The organism is Brevibacterium sp. LE-L, from assembly GCF_050214925.1.
Classification (GTDB): domain Bacteria; phylum Actinomycetota; class Actinomycetes; order Actinomycetales; family Brevibacteriaceae; genus Brevibacterium.
Genome location: NZ_CP189759.1, coordinates 3,519,382 through 3,537,492 on the forward strand (window position 1 = coordinate 3,519,382; position 18,111 = coordinate 3,537,492).

Annotated in this window: 12 protein-coding genes and 1 pseudogene; 3 read left to right on the forward strand and 10 right to left on the reverse strand. The window is 66.2% G+C overall.

Annotated features, from left to right (window positions below; genetic code table 11):
* Nucleotides 1–44 precede the first annotated feature (44 nt).
* A complete protein-coding gene (locus ACQE2J_RS16070; protein ID WP_135537366.1) occupies nucleotides 45–1,235 on the reverse strand; it encodes a MarP family serine protease in 1,191 nt (396 codons plus the stop codon).
* Nucleotides 1,236–1,244: 9 nt separating this feature from the next.
* Nucleotides 1,245–2,609, reverse strand: a complete 1,365-nt coding sequence (locus ACQE2J_RS16075) for a PrsW family glutamic-type intramembrane protease (RefSeq protein ID WP_425119288.1) — start codon at nucleotides 2,607–2,609, stop codon at nucleotides 1,245–1,247.
* Nucleotides 2,610–3,383: 774 nt separating this feature from the next.
* On the opposite strand from ACQE2J_RS16075, the gene ACQE2J_RS16080 reads away from it, so the two are divergent.
* Nucleotides 3,384–5,363 (forward strand): LPXTG cell wall anchor domain-containing protein, encoded by a 1,980-nt coding sequence (locus tag ACQE2J_RS16080; protein ID WP_426936599.1) that lies wholly within the window; start codon nucleotides 3,384–3,386, stop codon nucleotides 5,361–5,363.
* Between the two features lie 60 nt (nucleotides 5,364–5,423).
* On the opposite strand, the gene ACQE2J_RS16085 is transcribed toward ACQE2J_RS16080, so the two are convergent.
* Genes ACQE2J_RS16085 through ACQE2J_RS16110 form a run of 6 tightly spaced genes read right to left on the reverse strand, consistent with a single transcriptional unit; the run spans nucleotide 5,424 to nucleotide 11,904 of the window.
* Nucleotides 5,424–6,212 carry an HpcH/HpaI aldolase family protein gene (locus tag ACQE2J_RS16085; RefSeq protein ID WP_426936600.1) on the reverse strand — a complete coding sequence of 263 codons (789 nt, stop codon included), beginning with the start codon at nucleotides 6,210–6,212 and terminating at the stop codon, nucleotides 5,424–5,426.
* A complete protein-coding gene (locus ACQE2J_RS16090) occupies nucleotides 6,197–6,982 on the reverse strand; it encodes a fumarylacetoacetate hydrolase family protein (protein ID WP_426936601.1) in 786 nt (261 codons plus the stop codon). The genes ACQE2J_RS16085 and ACQE2J_RS16090 overlap by 16 nt, the downstream gene beginning before the upstream one ends.
* 33 nt (nucleotides 6,983–7,015) lie before the next feature.
* On the reverse strand, nucleotides 7,016–8,128 hold the full coding sequence (gene hpaD / locus ACQE2J_RS16095; RefSeq protein WP_425119285.1) for a 3,4-dihydroxyphenylacetate 2,3-dioxygenase: 1,113 nt from the start codon (nucleotides 8,126–8,128) through the stop codon (nucleotides 7,016–7,018).
* A 49-nt stretch (nucleotides 8,129–8,177) separates the two neighbouring features.
* Nucleotides 8,178–9,683 carry a 5-carboxymethyl-2-hydroxymuconate semialdehyde dehydrogenase gene (hpaE, locus tag ACQE2J_RS16100; RefSeq protein ID WP_426936602.1) on the reverse strand — a complete coding sequence of 502 codons (1,506 nt, stop codon included), beginning with the start codon at nucleotides 9,681–9,683 and terminating at the stop codon, nucleotides 8,178–8,180.
* Nucleotides 9,680–10,420 carry a GntR family transcriptional regulator gene (locus tag ACQE2J_RS16105; protein ID WP_426936603.1) on the reverse strand — a complete coding sequence of 247 codons (741 nt, stop codon included), beginning with the start codon at nucleotides 10,418–10,420 and terminating at the stop codon, nucleotides 9,680–9,682. Before ACQE2J_RS16105 ends, hpaE begins: the two co-directional genes overlap by 4 nt.
* Nucleotides 10,417–11,904 (reverse strand): fumarylacetoacetate hydrolase family protein, encoded by a 1,488-nt coding sequence (locus ACQE2J_RS16110; RefSeq protein ID WP_426936604.1) that lies wholly within the window; start codon nucleotides 11,902–11,904, stop codon nucleotides 10,417–10,419. The genes ACQE2J_RS16105 and ACQE2J_RS16110 overlap by 4 nt, the downstream gene beginning before the upstream one ends.
* A gap of 129 nt (nucleotides 11,905–12,033) precedes the next feature.
* Here ACQE2J_RS16110 and ACQE2J_RS16115 point away from each other — a divergent pair.
* Together ACQE2J_RS16115 and ACQE2J_RS16120 are read left to right on the forward strand one after the other, a co-directional pair.
* Nucleotides 12,034–13,417 (forward strand): annotated as a pseudogene (locus ACQE2J_RS16115) (MFS transporter).
* A 101-nt stretch (nucleotides 13,418–13,518) separates the two neighbouring features.
* Nucleotides 13,519–15,462, forward strand: coding sequence for an FAD-binding monooxygenase (locus ACQE2J_RS16120; RefSeq protein ID WP_426936605.1), 1,944 nt, complete (start codon nucleotides 13,519–13,521; stop codon nucleotides 15,460–15,462).
* A gap of 148 nt (nucleotides 15,463–15,610) precedes the next feature.
* Here ACQE2J_RS16120 and ACQE2J_RS16125 read toward each other — a convergent pair whose 3' ends face one another.
* Both ACQE2J_RS16125 and ACQE2J_RS16130 read right to left on the reverse strand, forming a co-directional pair.
* Nucleotides 15,611–16,060 (reverse strand): hypothetical protein, encoded by a 450-nt coding sequence (locus ACQE2J_RS16125; protein ID WP_426936606.1) that lies wholly within the window; start codon nucleotides 16,058–16,060, stop codon nucleotides 15,611–15,613.
* A 230-nt stretch (nucleotides 16,061–16,290) separates the two neighbouring features.
* A complete protein-coding gene (locus tag ACQE2J_RS16130) occupies nucleotides 16,291–17,946 on the reverse strand; it encodes a DUF222 domain-containing protein (RefSeq protein WP_426936607.1) in 1,656 nt (551 codons plus the stop codon).
* Nucleotides 17,947–18,111: the final 165 nt, after the last annotated feature.

An 18,111-nucleotide genomic window follows, 5' to 3' on the forward strand; every position in this document is an offset into this window, starting at 1 on the left:
TCCGCAATTCTGTTCGGGCCCACGGGTCATTTCGTGCACGCGTTTCAGTTCGTGCACTGTCCGGTCGGCTGCGGGCTGCGGTTGTTCGCACCGGCCCGCAGTTCGTCGGCGATCTCGGCGCGCGTGAGGGCGTAGCCGGTCTCATCATCGGTGGCGGATCGGGCGAAGACCATGCCGACGACATCGCCCTGATCATCGATGAGCGGGCCGCCCGAATTGCCTTCGCGGACGATTCCACGCAGCGAATACACTTCGCGCACCACCGATTTCGAATCGTAGATGTCGAGACCGCGTGCATTGATCTTCTCTCGCACACGGGTCGGTGAGATCGTGTAGGGACCGTTGGCGGGAAAGCCCACGACCACGGAGTCGTCCCCGGGCCCGAGTCCATCGCCGAAGTCGAGGGCGGGAGCCTGAAGCCCCGGAACACGGAGCACGGCGACGTCGGCTTCGGCCTCGAATCCGACCACCTCGGCGCGGTAGGGCCGGCCCTTTCCTCCCACCTGGACGGCGAGCTCCGAGGACCCGGCCACGACGTGGGCGTTGGTGGCGACGAGTCCGTCCTCATAGACGAATCCCGAGCCTTCGGAACCGGTGGCGCAGGACGTCGCTGTGGTCGTGATCTTCACGACCGAGTCCTCGACGTCGCGGCCGACGTCGACCACGGCTTCGTCGGGTTCGCCGACGCCGCGGATCTGCTCGGTCTGGCCGGAGAACACCTGCGGGAAGCCCGAGGCGCTCAGTCCTTTGGCGAGACCGCCGAGGGCGCTTTGGGAGGAGTAGGGAATGGTGCGGTCAACGGCTGCGATGACGGCCGAGTCGGCGACCCACCGGTTGGGGTCGACGAGCGGGGTGGTGCGGATGAAGCCGGCAGCGAGCCAGACGACGAGGATGTAGACGATACCGGCGGTGATGGTGCCGCCGATGGCGTCGATGCCCTGTCCGAGCTCGGAATCCATTGAGCGTCTGATCCATGCGCCGATGCCGCTGCCGGCGAAGGCGAAGAGGACGCTGAGGACCAGCGGCATGGACGCCAGCAGCATGAGCACGCCGGGGTTGTCCATGGCGCTCGTGCCTTCGCTGAGCGTTTCGACGAGCGGGGAGAGCAGCCGACCGAGGATCCAGCCGACGACGAAGCCTGCCGCGGTGCCGAGCCCGGTGATGAATCCTTGGCGGAAACCGGCGAAGAGCGCGCCGACGCCGAAGATGATGAGGAGGATGTCGAGGACTGTCACCGGACGAACTTACCGAACCGTCCGCTTGGAGGCGGCGAGCAGTCTGTCTCGGGCGTCGGCGAACTGCTGGAGTTCGGCCCGCTCGATCTTGCGCTCCTGATCGCCGCCGATGCCTGCCAACACTCGCATGCGGGTCGTCGACAGCTTTCCCGAGGTGCGGATCATCGTCTTCATCTCATCCTTGCCGCCCGGGAAGGATTTCGCCCACTGACGGCCGTTCTTCCGACCCTTCCAGGTGCCGAGCATGTCGACTTCGGCGTGAGTGAGCCAGCCGGAGTTCGCGTAGTCGCCGAGCATGTTCTGTGTGTGGATGCGTTCGCTGCGGCGCAGGACGAGTCCGAGCGCCACCCAGGCGGCAGAGAGGATGACGCTGATGACGATGAGGCCGATGATCTGAATGAGCGGTCCGATGAGACTGAACAGCGACATCGAGGCGTTCCAGAAACCGTGCAGGACCATGCCGAGGACGAGGCCGGGCAGCCACATGAGGATCAGCGACCACCAGGGCCATTTGCGGGCGGCGAAGCCGATGGACACTCCCGCACAGGTCGAGAACGTCGTGTGCAGCAGCGGCGAACCGATGCAGCGCAGGAGGAATGTCCATTTCAGGGCATCGAGCTGACCGTCGTTCCATGACTGGCCGAGATAGAGGATGTTCTCCGTGAAGGCGAAACCTGCGCCGATGAGGGCGCCGTAGACGAGCCCGTCGAGAGGACCCTCGAAGTACCGGCGGGCGGCGAGGACGATGACGAGCAGGAGGACGGTCTTCGTCGATTCCTCGAGGATTGGGGCCTGGATGACCGCACCGATGACGTCGGGAACCCCGTTGATGCCGACCAGGTAGAGCGCGATGTCGCCGACGAGCGAGAAGCCGAGGGTGAGGATGACCGCAGCGACGGCGCCCCAGAGCAGGCAGATGCCGAGGATGAGCTTCGGCTGCGGTTTCCACCGGTCGAGCCAGAGCACATAGGAGATGATGCCGACGAGCGGGATCGCTGAGAGCCCGATGAGGGCGAACAGGCGTGCCCCGAAGCTCAGCCCGCCGAGGAGCGCAAGGCCGCCCAGTCCGACGAGGAGGATGACGAGGACGAGGACGGCGGCGACGAGCCTGATGATGTTGCCGGTCGAATCGGGTGCGGTCTCCGGCTGTGCTTTCCGTACGGCTCCGGTCCACGGGGTCTCGGTGACCACCTGTTGGGGTGCCTGCATCCCGGCCCGGACCCGCATCTCCTGGGTGACTGTCGGGGCGAAGCGCGGCTGCGCGTAGACGCGTGCCTGCACCGGCGGTCGGCCCGGCATCGGCTGCCCGGGCATCATCGGCTGGCCGTGCATCATCGGCTGGCCGTGAGCCGGCTGAGACTGGCCATGCATCATGGGCTGAGGCTGTCCTTGGAAGGAAGGACTGCCCTGGCCCGGCATCGGCTGGCCCTGCATCGGCTGGCCCTGTGCTGGCACAGGCTGAGGTGCCTGCACGCCCGGCATCGGTTGACCCGGTGCAGGCACAGGCTGTGGTGCCTGGGCAGGTACCTGCTGCGGATTCTGCTGGGTGCCTTGAGGCCGAGGTCGGAACCGATCGTTGTTCTGCGGTCGTTGTGACTGCGACTGCGGCGGCACTTGCCCCGGCGGCACTTGGCCCTGCTGCGGCACCTGCGGCTCGGGCGCGGACGGAGCGTTCGGGTTCCGTGGATCCTGCACCTGGGGCGGCTGGGATCGCTGCACTCCGGGTTGGTTCGGACCCTGCGCTCCGGGACCGTTCTGTGCCGACATAGATCGTCCTTCTTCGATGGGGAATGTACCGCTCCCCACAAGTCTATGGTCGAACGTCGTCGGCAGAGACCCGCGCCATGTATCCGTCCAGCAACACTTCAGCCGACTGCCACCTATTGCGAATGTCAGCCGAAATCCGACTCGAACGTATTCGGCTGTGGACAGCAGACGGTTTGACGGCGACTGCTTCGGGCGCTGATGCGGCCGCTTCGGCGCGAAGTCCGACCGGAGGCGCCAGACCCAGGCCACCCCACTCTCCCACCCGGAGACGCCCTGATCATCGTCGACTCGAACGCTGAAACCTGTGGACACAGGACCCCGTTTCCACAGGCGCTCCGACAGCTCTGGCCCAGCGACGGACGTGCCATGTCGAATCGGTCCATGACTACTCTCAGACTCGCATCGCTGCGCACCGCACTGCTCCTCACCGTCCTCACCGTGGCCTCACTCATCGGGCTGGGCCCGGCGATGGCCGCGGGCCCGCCGGTCAGCCTCGGCGAGGTTCCCGTGCTCACCGCGCCGAACGCCTACGGACCGGGCATCTGGCACCATGCGAAGCAGGGCAAGACCTGGTACGGCTCGTATCGGACCTTCCCGGACACCTCGGCCTACTGCATCGATGCGGGGAAGAAGTCTCCGCTGGCGAAGTACTTCAAGGGCGCCGAAGCCGAACAGGTGACTTCGGCCCGCACCGCGTGGGCTCTGCACGAATACGCCGACTCGAAATCGAAGGACGTGCAGGCGGCGCTGAGCGCCATGGCCCGTCTCGACAAGGCACTCCCCCATGATCACAAGGTGCCTCCACAGAAACCGGGCGACCTGGGCAAGAAGTTCGACAGTGCTGCGAAACAGCACTCGACGATCCTTGCGAAGGCGAAGAAGTACGCGGGCCCGTACACGCTCGATATCAGCCTCGAACCAGTCCTGCAGATGCCCGTGCTCGAGCCCTATGCGGTCGCGGAGTCCTCCTCTTCTCCTGACTCCGAGACACCTGACTCCGACACGCCTGAACCCGAGCCTGATACCGACAAGGGCAAGATCCTCGGCACCCCCACCGACGAGGCGACGCTGACGATCTCGCTGACCAGCGCCTCCGGAGCACAGGTTCCCGATGTCCCCATCACGCTCCAGGCGGCCGGGGCGAAAGACGTCCCGACGACGCTGACCACCGGGGATGAAGCCGTGACTACGACGCTGCAGGCGAGCGCACCCGGCACCCTGTCGGTCACCGCCTCCGCGAAGGTCGCCCCGCAGACCGTGCGCGTCTTCGAACCGACTTCGGGCACCCGGGTCCAGCGGGTCATCACCCCCGACAGTCCTACAGAAGTCGCGGACAAGGCGACCCTCGAACTGAGTTCCCAACCGAAGGTGACCACCGAGATCTCGGACCAGACTCCGACGCCCGGCGATGCCGTCACCGATGAGTTCACCGTCTCCGGCCTCATCGGCGACCACACCGTCACTGTCGAACACACTCTGTGGCAGACAGCTGCACGACCGACACTCGGTACGAAGAACGACGATGCCCGCGCGATCGGGTCCGTGACCTCGAAGAAGGTCGGCAACGGCACGCACACCTCCGATGAGATCAGTGTGCCGGAGGATTTCCGCGGCTGGCTGTACTTCACCGAGACGATCGCCGGGGACAAGGCAACGAAGGAATGGAAGGGCATCCACGGTCAGCCCCGCGAGACCGGATTCGTCCCCTGGACTCCGCAGGCCGACACCGAGGCGGTGCTCGAGGGAACATCGACCCACGACGAGGTGGCCGTGACCGGGCTGCACCCCGGATCCGAAGCCGTGCTCACCGTCACCGCCTACCACGTGGAGGATGAGCCCGAGCAGTCCGCGAAGCCCGACGGCGAGGAACTGTCCGTGCAGGACTTCACCGTCGTCGCCGACGCTGACGGTCACGCCGAGGTGAGCACCCAGGCCATCGACATGCCGGTCGGGTGGGTCACCTATGTGACAGAGATCGAGGGCAGCGATGTCAACGCGGCGTGGACGAGCGACTGGGGCGTCCCGGCCGAGACCGTGCACCGTCCGCCCGAGGAGAAGCCGAGCACCCCGCCGGCACCACCGGAGAAACCCAGCACTCCGCCGGAATCCCCGGCCCCGCCTGAGCAGCCGACGACTCCCCCAGCGCCTCCCGAGCAGCCTGAGCAGCCCGCGGCCCCGAAGAAGCCGCAGACCCCACCGGTCGCACCGGTTGCCGAGACCCCGGCGGCCCCGGGCCCACCGGCCGAACTGCCTCGCACCGGCACCACGGGCAATGGAATGCTCATCGGCATGGGCATCGTCCTCGTCGGCCTCGGCTCCACGGTCCTGCTCCTGACAGGTCGCAGCCGCGACAAGGAATGAGACCGACGGCAAAGGCACTTCACCCCCGACCGCATGTTCGCGGACGGGGGTGAGGTGTGCTCAGTCCTGGACCCAGGTCTTCGCCCAAGCTCGGGCACCGTTCATCATCAGCCCGACATCGGCGCCGACGAGGACGAACGAGGCCCCGGCATCCAAGTACTTCTGCGCCTGCTCCGGATCGAAGGCATTGACGCCGACGGGTTTGCCCGCCGCCTTCACCGCCTCGAAGGTCCTGGCCACCGCGTCCGTGACATCCGGATGCGTCTGCTGGCCGAGCAGCCCCATCGACGCCGCCAGATCGGAGGGCCCGACGAAGATCTGGTCGATGCCGTCGACGGCGGCGATCTCCGCAGCATTGTCGACCGCGGTCGCCGATTCGATCTGGACGGTCAGAGACACGAACTCCGCGGCCCGCGTCAGGTACCCGTCCACAGCGTTCCACCGGGAGACCCTGGCCAAGGCCGAACCGACCCCGCGCACTCCCCTCGGCGGATAGTGCATGGCCGCCACAGCCGCCTCGGCGTCGGCTTTCGTGTCGATCATCGGGACGAGCAGGTTCTGCGCACCGAGGTCGAGGTACTGCTTGATGAGCACCCGATCGTTGACCGGCACCCGGACCACGGCGGTGGCCGGATAGCCGTTCATCGCCTGCAGCAGACTCACCGTGGTCTCGAATCCGATCGGCGAATGCTCGGCGTCGATGAGCACCCACTGCATTCCGGAGGCTGCCGCGATCTCGGCGGCCACGGGCGAACCCGAGCACACCCACATCCCGGCCAGGTGCTGTCCTTCGTCGAGGCCAGCGACCCGGTCGGCGAAGGTCTGCGGAAGTTCTACTCGAAACGACATGTGATGACTCCCAGTTCTCCGTAGTCGGCGTGGACGGTGTCGCCGGGATGGACCCACATGGGGCGGGTGAACGACCCGGCCAGCACCGTCTCCCCGGCTTGCAGCACATCGCCGTGTTCGGCGAGTTTGTTCGCCAGCCACACGATGCCGCGGGCCGGATGATCGAGCACGGCGGCGGCGACCCCGGAGTCCTCGATCGTCTCATTGCGGTAGAGCAGCGCATTGACCCGACGCAGATCCACGGCATCGACGGCGACCGGCCGCCCGCCGAGGACCATCGCACCCAACGCCGCATTGTCCGAAATGGTGTCGACGATCGTGCGCCCTTCCATCTCGATGCGCGAGGACAGGACCTCGAGCGCCGGGATGACGTATTCGGTGGCGCGGAGGACGTCGAAGAGGCTGACATCGGGTCCGCGCAGCTCGTCCTTCAGCACGAAGGCGAGTTCGACTTCGATGCGCACCCCCGAATACTTCGAGTGATCGATCACGGACCCGGTGTCATAGACCTGGTCGGCGAAGATCGCCCCGTAGTCGGGTTCGCTGATGCCGGTGGCCTGCTGCATCGGCTTCGAGGTCAGTCCGATCTTGTGGCCAAAGAGCCGTCTGCCCTCGGCCTCTCCGCGGCGGCGCCATTCGTTCTGCACCGCGTAGGAGTCCTCAACGGTCATGTCCGGGAACTTCGCGGTGAGCAGACCGATCTTCGACCGGGTCCGCTCGGCTTCCGCGAGATCGTCGGCGATGGCCGCGATCGTCGTCTCATCGAGCATTGTCATCCTCTCTGCGCTGTGGCCGGCAGTCGGTCACAGCTGGTGACCGAGCTTGAACTCGTCCTCGCCGTCATCGGCTCCCGAGCGGGCACCGAACTTCGAGTCCGCGTCCTCACGCCGGGTGTAGGAGAACCCGTCGGCGCCGATGGTCACTTCCATCTCGGAGTCGTCGGTGCGTTCGAGGACCGGCATCGGCGCCCCGTCGAGGTCGAGCACGAGCGAGGCATCGGTGTACCAGGAGGGCACGACCGGGTTGCCCCACCAGTCGCGACGCTGATTGTCGTGGACGTCCCAGGTCACGCGCGGGTTGTCGGGGTCACCGGTGTAGTAGTCCTGGGTGTAGATCTCGATCCGGTGCCCGTCCGGGTCACGCAGGTAGAGGTAGAAGGCGTTCGAGACGCCGTGGCGTCCGGGTCCGCGCTCGATCGAGTCCGACAGTCGCAGCGCACCGAGCTTGTCGCAGATGGCGAGGATGTTGTGCTTCTCATGCGTGGCGAAGGCGACATGGTGCATGCGCGGGCCGTCACCGCCGGTCATCGCTGTGTCGTGGACGGTCGGTTTGCGACGCATCCACGCCGCATAGACGGTGCCCTCGGAGTCCTGGATGTCCTCGGTCACACGGAAGCCGAGCTTCTCCATGTAGTCCACGGCCTTCGGCACGTCCGGGGTGACCTGGTTGAAGTGGTCGAGCCGGACGAGCGCTCCCGGCGAGTACAGGTCGTAGCGCCAGGCCAGGCGCTCGACATGCTCGACCTCATAGAAGAACTCGTAGGGGAAGCCCAACGGGTCCTGCACGCGCACCGAATCGCCGATGCCGCGCACGAAGCCGTCCTTGCTGCGGCGGACTTCGCAGCCGAGCTCGCGGTAGTACGCTTCGGCGCGGTCGACGTCTTCGGGGGTGCGCACGCGGTAGGAGAACGCGGCCGCGGCGGCGACCGGCCCCTGCCGCAGCACGAGGTTGTGGTGGATGAATTCCTCCATCGACCGCAGGTAGACGGTGGTCTCGTCCTCCTCGGTGACCTGCAGGTCGAGCACGTCGACGTAGAAGTCACGCGACTTCTTCAGGTCGGTGACGACGAGTTCCATATACGCGCAGCGCAGGACATCCGGAGCGGGGACGGACGGGGTTGGGATGGCAGTGGACATGGGTTTTCCTTAAAGGGTCAGTGAGTCGAAGGAATGACGGCGGGCGGGATCACTGCTTGCCGAAGACCGGGTTGTGGACCTCGCCGAGGTTGATGTGCACGGATTGCTGTTCCGTGTAGAAGTCGATCGAACGGTAGCCGCCCTCGTGGCCGAGGCCCGAAGCCTTGACTCCGCCGAAGGGGGTGCGCAGGTCACGAACGTTGTTCGAGTTCAACCACACCATGCCCGACTCGACGGCCTGCGAGAAGTTGTGCGCCCGCTTGAGATCCGAGGTCCAGATGTAGGCGGCCAGACCGTACTTCGTGTTGTTGGCCAGCTCCAGGGCCTCCTCGTCGGAGGAGAAGGGGGTGATGGCGACGACGGGCCCGAAGATCTCCTCCTGGAAGATCCGAGCATCGGGTCCCACATCGGCGAATACGGTGGGTTCGACGAAGTTGCCGGTCTCGAAGCCGTCCGGCCGTCCGCCGCCGGCGACGAGGCGGGCCTCGGTCTTGCCGATCTCGACGTAGGACATGACCTTCTCGTAGTGCTCGGGGTGGACGAGCGCAGCCACCTCGGTGGTCTCATCCGCGGGCAGACCGACCTTCACACGCTTGGCCTGGGCGGCGTAGCGCTCGACGAACTCGTCGTAGATCGAGTCCTCGACGAGGATGCGCGAACCGGCGGTGCAGCGTTCGCCGTTGAGCGAGAAGACGCCGAAGATCGTGGCGTTGACGGCCGCGTCGAGGTCCGCATCGGCGAAGACCACGGCAGGTGACTTCCCGCCGAGCTCCATCGACAGGCCCTTGAGCCAGGGAGCGGCGTTGGCGAAGATCGTCTGCCCGGTCGCCGACTCGCCGGTGAAGGAGATGAGCGGGACGTCCGGGTGCTTGACCAGCGAATCGCCGGCGAAGCCCTCTTCGCCATAGCCGTTGACCATGTTGAAGACACCGGTGGGCAGTCCGGCCTCTTCGAAGATGCCGGGCCAGAGTGAGGCCGAGAGCGGGGTGAACTCGGCGGGCTTGAGCACGACGGTGTTGCCGGTCGCGATCGCCGGTCCCAGCTTCCAGGATTCGAGCATGAACGGAGTGTTCCACGGGGTGATGAGTCCGGCCACGCCGATGGGCTTGCGGTTGACGTAGTTCGCCTGCCGCCCGGGGACCTTGAAGGCATCGTCGACCTGGGCGACGATGAGGTCGGCGAAGAAGCGGAAGTTCTCCGCCGCCCGGGCCGCCTGGCCCTTGGCCTGAGTGATGGGCAGACCGGAGTCGAAGGACTCCATCGCGGCGAGCTCGTCCTTGCGGGACTCGACGATGTCGGCGATCCGGCCCAGGATGCGGGCGCGCTCACGCGGCAGCATCGTCGGCCACGGGCCCTCATCGAAGGCCTTCTTCGCCGAGGCGACAGCGGCCTCGATGTCGGCCTTCTTACCCGAGGCGGCCTTGATGTAGGGCTCGTTCGTCACCGGGTTGAGGACGTCGAATTCGTCCCCGTCGATCGAGTCGACGAACTCGCCGCCGATGTAGTGGCGGATCTTCTCCGGCATATCGGCCGGCGGGGTGATGGACTGTGTCATGACTTGTCCTTTCGTGGTTCTGTGGTCGAAGCGGTGGTCATCTGCAGGTTCTGGTAGCTGTGCAGTGTGGCCGAACGGTGCTCGCGCACGGCCCGTTCGATCTCCTGAGCCGAGGCGCGGGCCCGGATGAGCGCGACGATGCGGGAGTGCTCCTCGACGGATTCGAGCGCCCGTTCGGGCACGAAGGAGAACGTCGAATCCCGCAGGTGCGAGAGCCGATCCCATTCGAGTCCGACGAGGGTGCACAGCCGTTCGTTGGGGCAGCGCCGGTAGAGCGCTTCGTGGAACTCGTGGTTGAGCCGAGTGAATTCGGACGGCTCGAAGTCCGTCAGCAGCACCCGCATCCGATCGTTGATCTCCTCGGCGGCGTCGAGATCAGCGGCGCCGAGGTGGTCCTTGGCCTGGGCGACCGCCGCCCCTTCGAGGATCGCAACGGTGTCCATCGACTGTGCGTAGGAGCCCTGATCGACCATGGCCACGCGGGCGCCGACATTGCGTTCGAAGGTCACGAGCCCATCGGCTTCGAGCCGGCGGATCGCCTCGCGCACCGGCACCACCGAGGTGTCGAGGGCGAGCGCGATCTGCGCGAGCACGAGCTTGTGCCCGGGCTGATACGTCTGGTCGGCGACGCGTTCACGGATCCACCGATACGCCGTCTCGGCCTTGCTCAGCGAGGCCGTGGAGGAGGCGGACGCGGGCGACGAGGTGGACGCGGGCGACGGGGTCTCGGTCGTCACCGGGAGGCCTTCCAAACCTCGAATTTCGCCTTCCACTCGCCCTTGGGCGGGAAGAGCCCTTCGATCGGGTTGCCGGCGGCGACCTGGTCGGCCACCCAGCCGTCTTCGATCTCCTTGGCCAGGGCGGCGTCGACGACTTCCTCGGCGAGGTCGCGCGGGATGACGATGGCTCCGTCGTCGTCGGCGACGATGACATCACCGGGCAGGACGGTGGCGTTGCCGCAGGCCACAGCCACGTCCGACTCCCATGGCACGTGGCGGCGGCCGAGCACGGCGGGGTTCTTCGCGGTGGCGAACACGGGCAGGATGCCGGCCACCTCGGCGGAGTCGCGGACTCCCCCGTCGGTGATGACACCGGTGGCGCCGAGTGACTTCGCGCGCAGGGCGAGGATGTCGCCGAGCGTGCCCGAACCGGATTCGCCGCGGGCCTCGATGACGATGACCTCTCCGGGGCGGATGGAGTCGAAGGCCTGCTTCTGGGCGTTGTAGCCGCCGCCGTGGGACTTGAACAGGTCCTCACGATTGGGCACGAAGCGCAGGGTCTTCGCGGTCCCGACGACCTTCGCTCCCGGCTGCAGCGGGGCCACGCCTTCGATGACGACATTGTTGAGTCCGCGTGCGCGCAGCTGCGCGGACAGCCCGGCGGTCGGGGCCTCGGTGAGCCTGGCGACGAGATCCTCGCCGAGTCCGCCCTCCACGGTCGCCGCGGTGTCCTCGACAGGCAGCCCCGCGGCTTCGCGGGAGCCCCACGCGTCGACGGTCAGCGTCTCGTTCACGGCAGGCAGGCTGCCGAGGCTTTCGTCGAATCCGCCGGGGCCCTCGACCACGGTGGTGCTCAGACGACCGGAGCTCAGTTCCCCTCCGTTCGCCGAGGCGGCCGTGACCTCGACCTCGACCGTGTCGCCGGGGGCGACGACCGAGGATCCGGCCGGGGTGCCGGTGAGGATGACGTCGCCGGGTTCGAGGGTGAGGTGCTGGCTGAGGTCGGCGATGATGCGCGGCAGGCTGAAGATGAGCTGTTCGGCACTGGTGCCGTCGTCTTGGACGACTTCGCCGTTGACCCAGGTGCGGATGCGCAGGGATTCGGGGGCCGCCTCGGCGGCGGGGATGAGCTCGGGGCCCAGCGGGGTGTAGCCGTCGCGGCTCTTCGAGCGCACGTTCGATCCCTTGTCCGGGGTCTTCATGTCGTAGAGGCCGAAGTCGTTCGACGCGGTCACGCCGGCCACATGGGACCAAGCGTCGGCCTCGGTGATGCCGCGGGCGGCAGTGCCGATGACGATGGCGACCTCCCCTTCGAAGGCGAGCAGCGAGGTTCCGGCCGGCCGCTCGATGGTCTCCCCGGTTCCGGCGACTGAGCTCGCGGCCTTGAGGAAGTAGGACGGCTGCGCGGGACGCTTTCCGCGCTGAGCCGCGCGGGACTCATAGGCCACATGAACGGCAATGATCTTGCCGGGACGGACGGGAACACCACTTGGAGTCGACATCGATCTCACACCTCATTTCGATTGGCTTCACGATGAATCGTATATGATACGGTTCCCAGCGACAAGTAATCCAGACCACAGAGAATGCGGTCGGGATGCACCGCAGACGCACGACAGGACACAGGAGTCATGGCAGCACAGAAGCACACTCAGACCCGAGTGGCGTTCGCGACGATCGTGGGCACGAGCATCGAGTGGTACGACTACTTCCTCTACGCCGCGGCCTCGGGGCTGATCTTCAACGAGCTCTTCTTCGGCCCGCTCGGGTCGACCCTGTCGACCATGGTCGCCTTCGCGACGGTCGGCATCAGCTTCCTCTTCCGCCCCCTGGGCGCCTTCCTCGCCGGACACTTCGGCGACAAGCTCGGCCGTCGCGCCGTCCTCATCATCACGCTCATCGCCATGGGCGCGGCCACGGCTCTCATCGGCGCCCTGCCGACCTATGACTCCGTCGGCGTCATCGCCCCGGCCATGCTCATCGTCCTGCGCATCATCCAGGGCATCTCGGCCGGCGGCGAATGGGGCGGAGCCGTCCTCCTCGCCGTCGAGCACGCGGACGAGGAGTCCCGCGGACTGCGCGGCTCCTTCCCGCAGATCGGCGTGTCCATCGGCCTGCTCCTGTCCTCGGGTGTGCTCGCGCTGATGACCTCGATCGCTCCGGGCGACGCCTTCCTCGAGTGGGGGGTGGCGAGTGCCGTTCTTCCTGTCCATCGCGCTCGTCCTCATCGGCTACTGGATCCGCCGCGGAGTCGAGGAGTCCCCCGTCTTCCATGAGATCGCCGCACGCAAGGAACAGGTGTCGAACCCGCTGGGCAAGCTCTTCAGGGGCCACTGGCTGCTCGTCATCCTCGCCTCGCTCGTGTTCATGGGCAACAACGCCGCCGGGTACATGACCACCGGCGGATACATCCAGAACTACGCCACGGATCCGGCCGGACCCATCGGCCTCGAGCGCGGCCCCGTGCTGTGGGCGGTGGCCGCCTCGGCGGTGTCCTGGCTGATCTTCACGATCCTCGCCGGCGCGGTGTCGGACAGGATCGGGCGGCGGAACTCCTACCTGCTCGGCTGGGCCTTCCTGCTCGTGGGCATCTTCTCGCTGTTCCCGCTGGTCAACACCGGATCACTGGGCATGCTCCTGCTCGGCCTCGTCATCCTCACCGTCGGCCTCGGCTTCACCTACGGTCAGCAGCCGGCGATGTACGCCGAGCTCTTCCCCTCCAGCGTCCGCTTCTCCGGGGTGTCGGTGTCCTATGCGATCGGGTCGATCCTCGGCGGCGCCTTCGCCCCGACGATCGCGAAGGCTCTCGTGTCCGAGACGGGCACGACCACCTCGGTGGCGGTGTATCTGGGTGTCGTGGCCGCGCTCGCACTGGTCGCGACTCTGCTGCTGCGCGATCGCACCGGCATCCCGCTGGGCCCCGACCACGAGGAGGAGCAGGCCGTGAGTCCGATCATCGGGATCGGCTCGCGGCGGCAGGCGGCTTCCGCCACCGAAGCGGCTCTTCGCCGGTGATCTGCGACGACGGTGACGAGCGCCACCCTGAAAACGCTCGATCGTATATGAACTGATAGCATTCGAGTATCACGACGACGTGTCAAGAACCGGAGGTTGACATGCATTTCCATCAGAACGGCTATGTGTCCGCTGACCCGCGGATCGAGGAAGCCGCGGGCTGCGGAATCGATCGCAGCGAGGACCTGCCCGATGAGGTTGACGTCCTCATCGTCGGCAGCGGCCCCGCGGGAATGATCGCGGCTGCTCAGCTCTCGCAGTATCCCGAGGTCAACGCCCGGATGATCGAGAAGCGCGATTCCCGTCTGGTCATCGGTCAGGCCGATGGCATCCAGGCTCGATCGGTCGAGACCTTCCAGGCCTTCGGTTTCGCCGAGGAGATCATGCGCGAGGGTTATCACATCACGGAGATGTCGTTCTGGAATCCGGATCCGGACACCCCCGAGCACATCATCCGCACCGGACGGCCCAAGGATGACGAACACGGGATCAGCGAGTTCCCGCACCTCATCGTCAACCAGGCCCGCGTGCTCGACTACTTCGCCCAGTTCGCCGTCCAGTCCCCCGGTCGGATCACTCCTGACTACGGCATCGAGTTCGTCGACCTCTCCGTCGGTTCCGCCGGTGAGGATGCGCCGGTCAACGACCATCCGGTGTCCGTCACCGTCCGCTACACCGCCGGTGACCGTGCCGGTGAGGAACGGACCATCCGTGCCGGTTACGTCGTCGGCTGCGATGGGGCCCGGTCGAAGGTGCGCTCGTCGATCGGGCGGACCATGTCCGGTGACCAGGCCAATCATGCCTGGGGTGTCATGGATGTCCTCGCGAACTCCGACTTCCCCGACATCCGCACCAAGTGCGCGATCTCGTCGAAGCACGGCAACATCCTCCACATCCCCCGCGAGGGCGGTCACCTGTTCCGGATGTACGTCGACCTCGGCGAGGTGCCCGAAGACGATGCTCGCAAGGTCCGGCAGACGAGCATCGACGAGATCATCCGGCGCGCGAATGCGATCATCGCGCCCTACAGCCTCGATGTGAAGAATGTCGCCTGGCATTCGGTCTACGAAGTCGGCCACCGACTCACCGATGCCTTCGACGATACCGATGAGACCGACCCGGGTTCGCCCTGCCCACGCGTGTTCATCACCGGCGATGCCTGCCATACGCACTCGGCGAAGGCCGGTCAGGGCATGAACGTGTCGATGCAGGACGGCTTCAACATCGCCTGGAAGCTCGGCCAGGTCATCACGGGCCGGTCGTCGACGGAGCTGCTGCGCACCTATTCGGCCGAGCGTCAGGTGACGGCGAAGAACCTCATCGATTTCGACAAGGAGTGGTCGACGCTCATGGCGACTCCGCAGGAGGAACTGCCGGACAAGGCCTACCTTGAGGAGTTCTACGTCAAGACCGCGGAGTTCCCCGCCGGGTTCATGACCGAGTACACGGAGTCGATGATCACGACGTCGACGAAGCATCAGGAGCTGGCCGCCGGGTTCCCGATCGGCAAACGCTTCAAATCCGCTCGTGTCCAGCGCAGCTGCGATGCGAACTTCATCCACCTCGGCCATGAGGCGAAGGCCGACGGCCGTTGGCGCGTGTACGTCTTCGCTGACGCCGCGGCTCCGACCGCAGCGGTCGATGGCACCGCAGCAGTCGATGGCGCCGCAGAGTCCAAGGTGGCAGGACTGGCGCAGTGGCTCGAATCCGATCCGACCTCTCCCCTGGTCGCCTACCGCCGCGCCGACGAAGACCTCGACGCCCTCATCGAGCTCAGCGTCATCTACCAGCAGGAGCACGCCGAGTTCGCGTTCCCCGATGTGCCGCGGGTCTTCCGCCCGCATGTCGGCGCCTTCGATCTCGAATACGTCGAGAAGATCTACGCTGCCCTGCCCGACGACGACATCTTCGACGTGCGTGAGATCAGCCGTGACGGTGCCGTCGTCGTGGTCCGGCCCGATCAGTACGTGTCGGGTGTCTTCCCGCTCGAGGCGCACTCCGAGATCGGCGACTACTTCGCAAGAGTCTTCGAACCCGTGAAGTGACGCGAATGACTGCAGCAGCTGACTGAGGCAACAGCCCCTTCTCAGAATGCTGAGGCTCAAGTGCCCTCGACCTGTGGTCGGGGGCATTTCGCTTGCGCTGCCAACCCTCGACGCCGGCAGCGATGTGTCCGAAGACCCGGAACCAGCCTCACGCGGCGGGACCATGGCGTTTGGCCATGCAGCGTTTGATTCGTTCACGGCGATGACGATTCTTTTGGGCCTCGGCGACCAGTCCACAAATTCCCGCGGCGACGAAGAGGATGCTTCCGAGGACCCACAAACCGAAGCCTGCCGCAGGATAGGCGACCTCCATGCCCCCGGTGAGCATCCCGTTCGCGGTCTGTCCGTCCCACATCAGGATCGGCGGATCGGCGACCATCTGCAGCAGGTGCAGCCCCAGCACCGTACCGAGAACGATCGCTGCGATCGACCACCATTTCGATGCGGACAGCAGCCAGGCAGTGAACGCGCAGGTGAGGATGATGATCCAGAGCGCGAGGTACCCCGGATTGAGGTCATTCATGTCGATCGGGGAGAATCCGAGAGACGTCACGCGGATCCGCATCGATCCGTTCCCGCCGCTGTCGAGGACAGGCACGAAGGCCGTGATCACCCAGCAGGCCACCGATCCCAACGGGAGCACACGCGCTGCGAGGTTGAGACTTCGCCCTCGCGCTGTCGTCCGTCGTGTACTGCCGTTTCTACCTGCCGTGCCCATACCCACGATTGTCTGCAGCATTCGTGTGACGGGTGTTCTCCCGATGTTCCAGATCCGACACGCAGCCTCAGCCCAGGTACGCAGCCTCGGCTCAGGTACGCAGATTCGACTCAGTCCGGTCCGAAGACTGCCTTTACCAGTTCCGTCTCGACCGGGCTGCCTTTGCAGTCCGTCGCTGTCAGCCGCCGGTGCGCATTGCGTCTGCGCCAGTCGGCGATCTTCTCGGCACGGGGGCAATACCGCTGTGGCGACTGCTCGGGCAGTACGAAGCTCGGGACGATCGACTGGAACTCGATCGGAAAATCCTCAGCCCTGCGCGGCGACTCGCCCCGCTGTGGTTCGAGGAGGTCTCGCTGTGGTTCGAGGAGGTCCGGCTGTGGTTGGGGGAGGTCTCGCTGTGGCTTTTCTTCCCGCTGCGGTTCGAGGAATCGAGAGAGGGCTTGGCGCCAATCAACCCCTGGCGGCGAACCTCCGGGCTCGGACACCGCGTCGGGGCGCGGAAACCGCATGCGGCGGATCACCGCGGGCGTGGCCACATCGTAGGAGCGCCCGCTCGGTGTGGTGACCCGCAGGCCCTCCGCTGTGGCTTCGTGCTTCCATCCGGGGTGTTCTTTCGCGTAGTTGCAGGATGCGCACAGGCCTGAACCGTTCTCCCAGGTGGTCGCTCCACCCGATGCGACCGGCCGGGCGTGGTCGGCGTGCCGGATCGGGGCATCACACCACGGAGTTCGGCATACATCGTCGCGGAACGTGATCATCTGCCGCAGTCGTCCGGTGAACTCCCGGCTCTTCGAGTCCATTCCCACCAGCTGTCCGTCGTCGGGGCGGGTGAAGATCCTGCTGATGAACATCTTCGCCTCGTTCGCGGCAACGAATTCCCTTGCCGTCTTCGCCGGCAACGGCCCGAACCCGGGCAGCCAGGCCGGTACGAGTCCGTCAGAAAGCAGAGATTCGGCCTCGACGAGCAGATGGATCTCCGAGGGCACCGCCGTTGCGCTCGATTGGCCGCTCAGTCGTTCGACAAAGGTGTCGGCGAGCACCTGCTGGCGGTTCCGCCCGCCTGCATCAGCGGCGACAGTGATCGACTCAGCGCCGGCCCGGAGGCTCTCATAGGCGGCGACGGCCTGTGGAAGCGGCAGGATCGCGGAGATCCTGGCCATCCCGTCATCGATCACGGTCAGGTTCACACGACGATTGGTCGCTGCTTTCGCTGCCCGCTTCGCAGCCGCTTCGGCGTCCATCTCGGCGCTGAGCGCACGTACTTCGGCGCGCAGGCTGCGCAGTCCTGTCGGCTCCAGACTGCGCTTCATCCGCGTATCGACCTTGCGCCGATCGGCGTCGGCGAGGACCGCGGTCTCGTCGACCATGATGCGCGCTTTGTCCTCGGAGATCTCCCCCTTGGCCAGGGCCTTGAAGGTGTTGGGCATCCCGATGACGATCGTGCGGGCAGTGCTGAGAAACTTCCTGCCCGATCCGGGAGAGACCTTCTTCGCCAGTCCGACCTCGTCGCCGGCGCGCTTTCCGCAGTCGATCGCCGGCACCCGGTTGAGCCGGTCCCGTCCGATGCGCAGCGCTTCGAAGGCCACGGCCTCATTGGACTGTGCGGCGACGACAGCGGATCTGAGTTCTTCGAGCGCAGTGATCCGCGCCAGCGTCTCCGCTTCGGTGTCGCCCTGGTCGAGACCGCGCAGGAACTCGCCGAACCGAGTGATCTCGGTCAGCGGATCCGGAGCCATCGCTGGTTCCCGTGCGGAGTCGACGTCCATATGAAGACGCTACCCGTCGGCACTGACACGACATCGGAAACAAACCCGGCAGACGCCGTTCGTCCAGGTCAGGCACGTCCAGGTCAGGCATGCCAGGTCAGACACGTCCAGCTCAGACACGTCCCAGTCAGGCACTATGCCGGCTCACACAGGATGTGGGGCCGC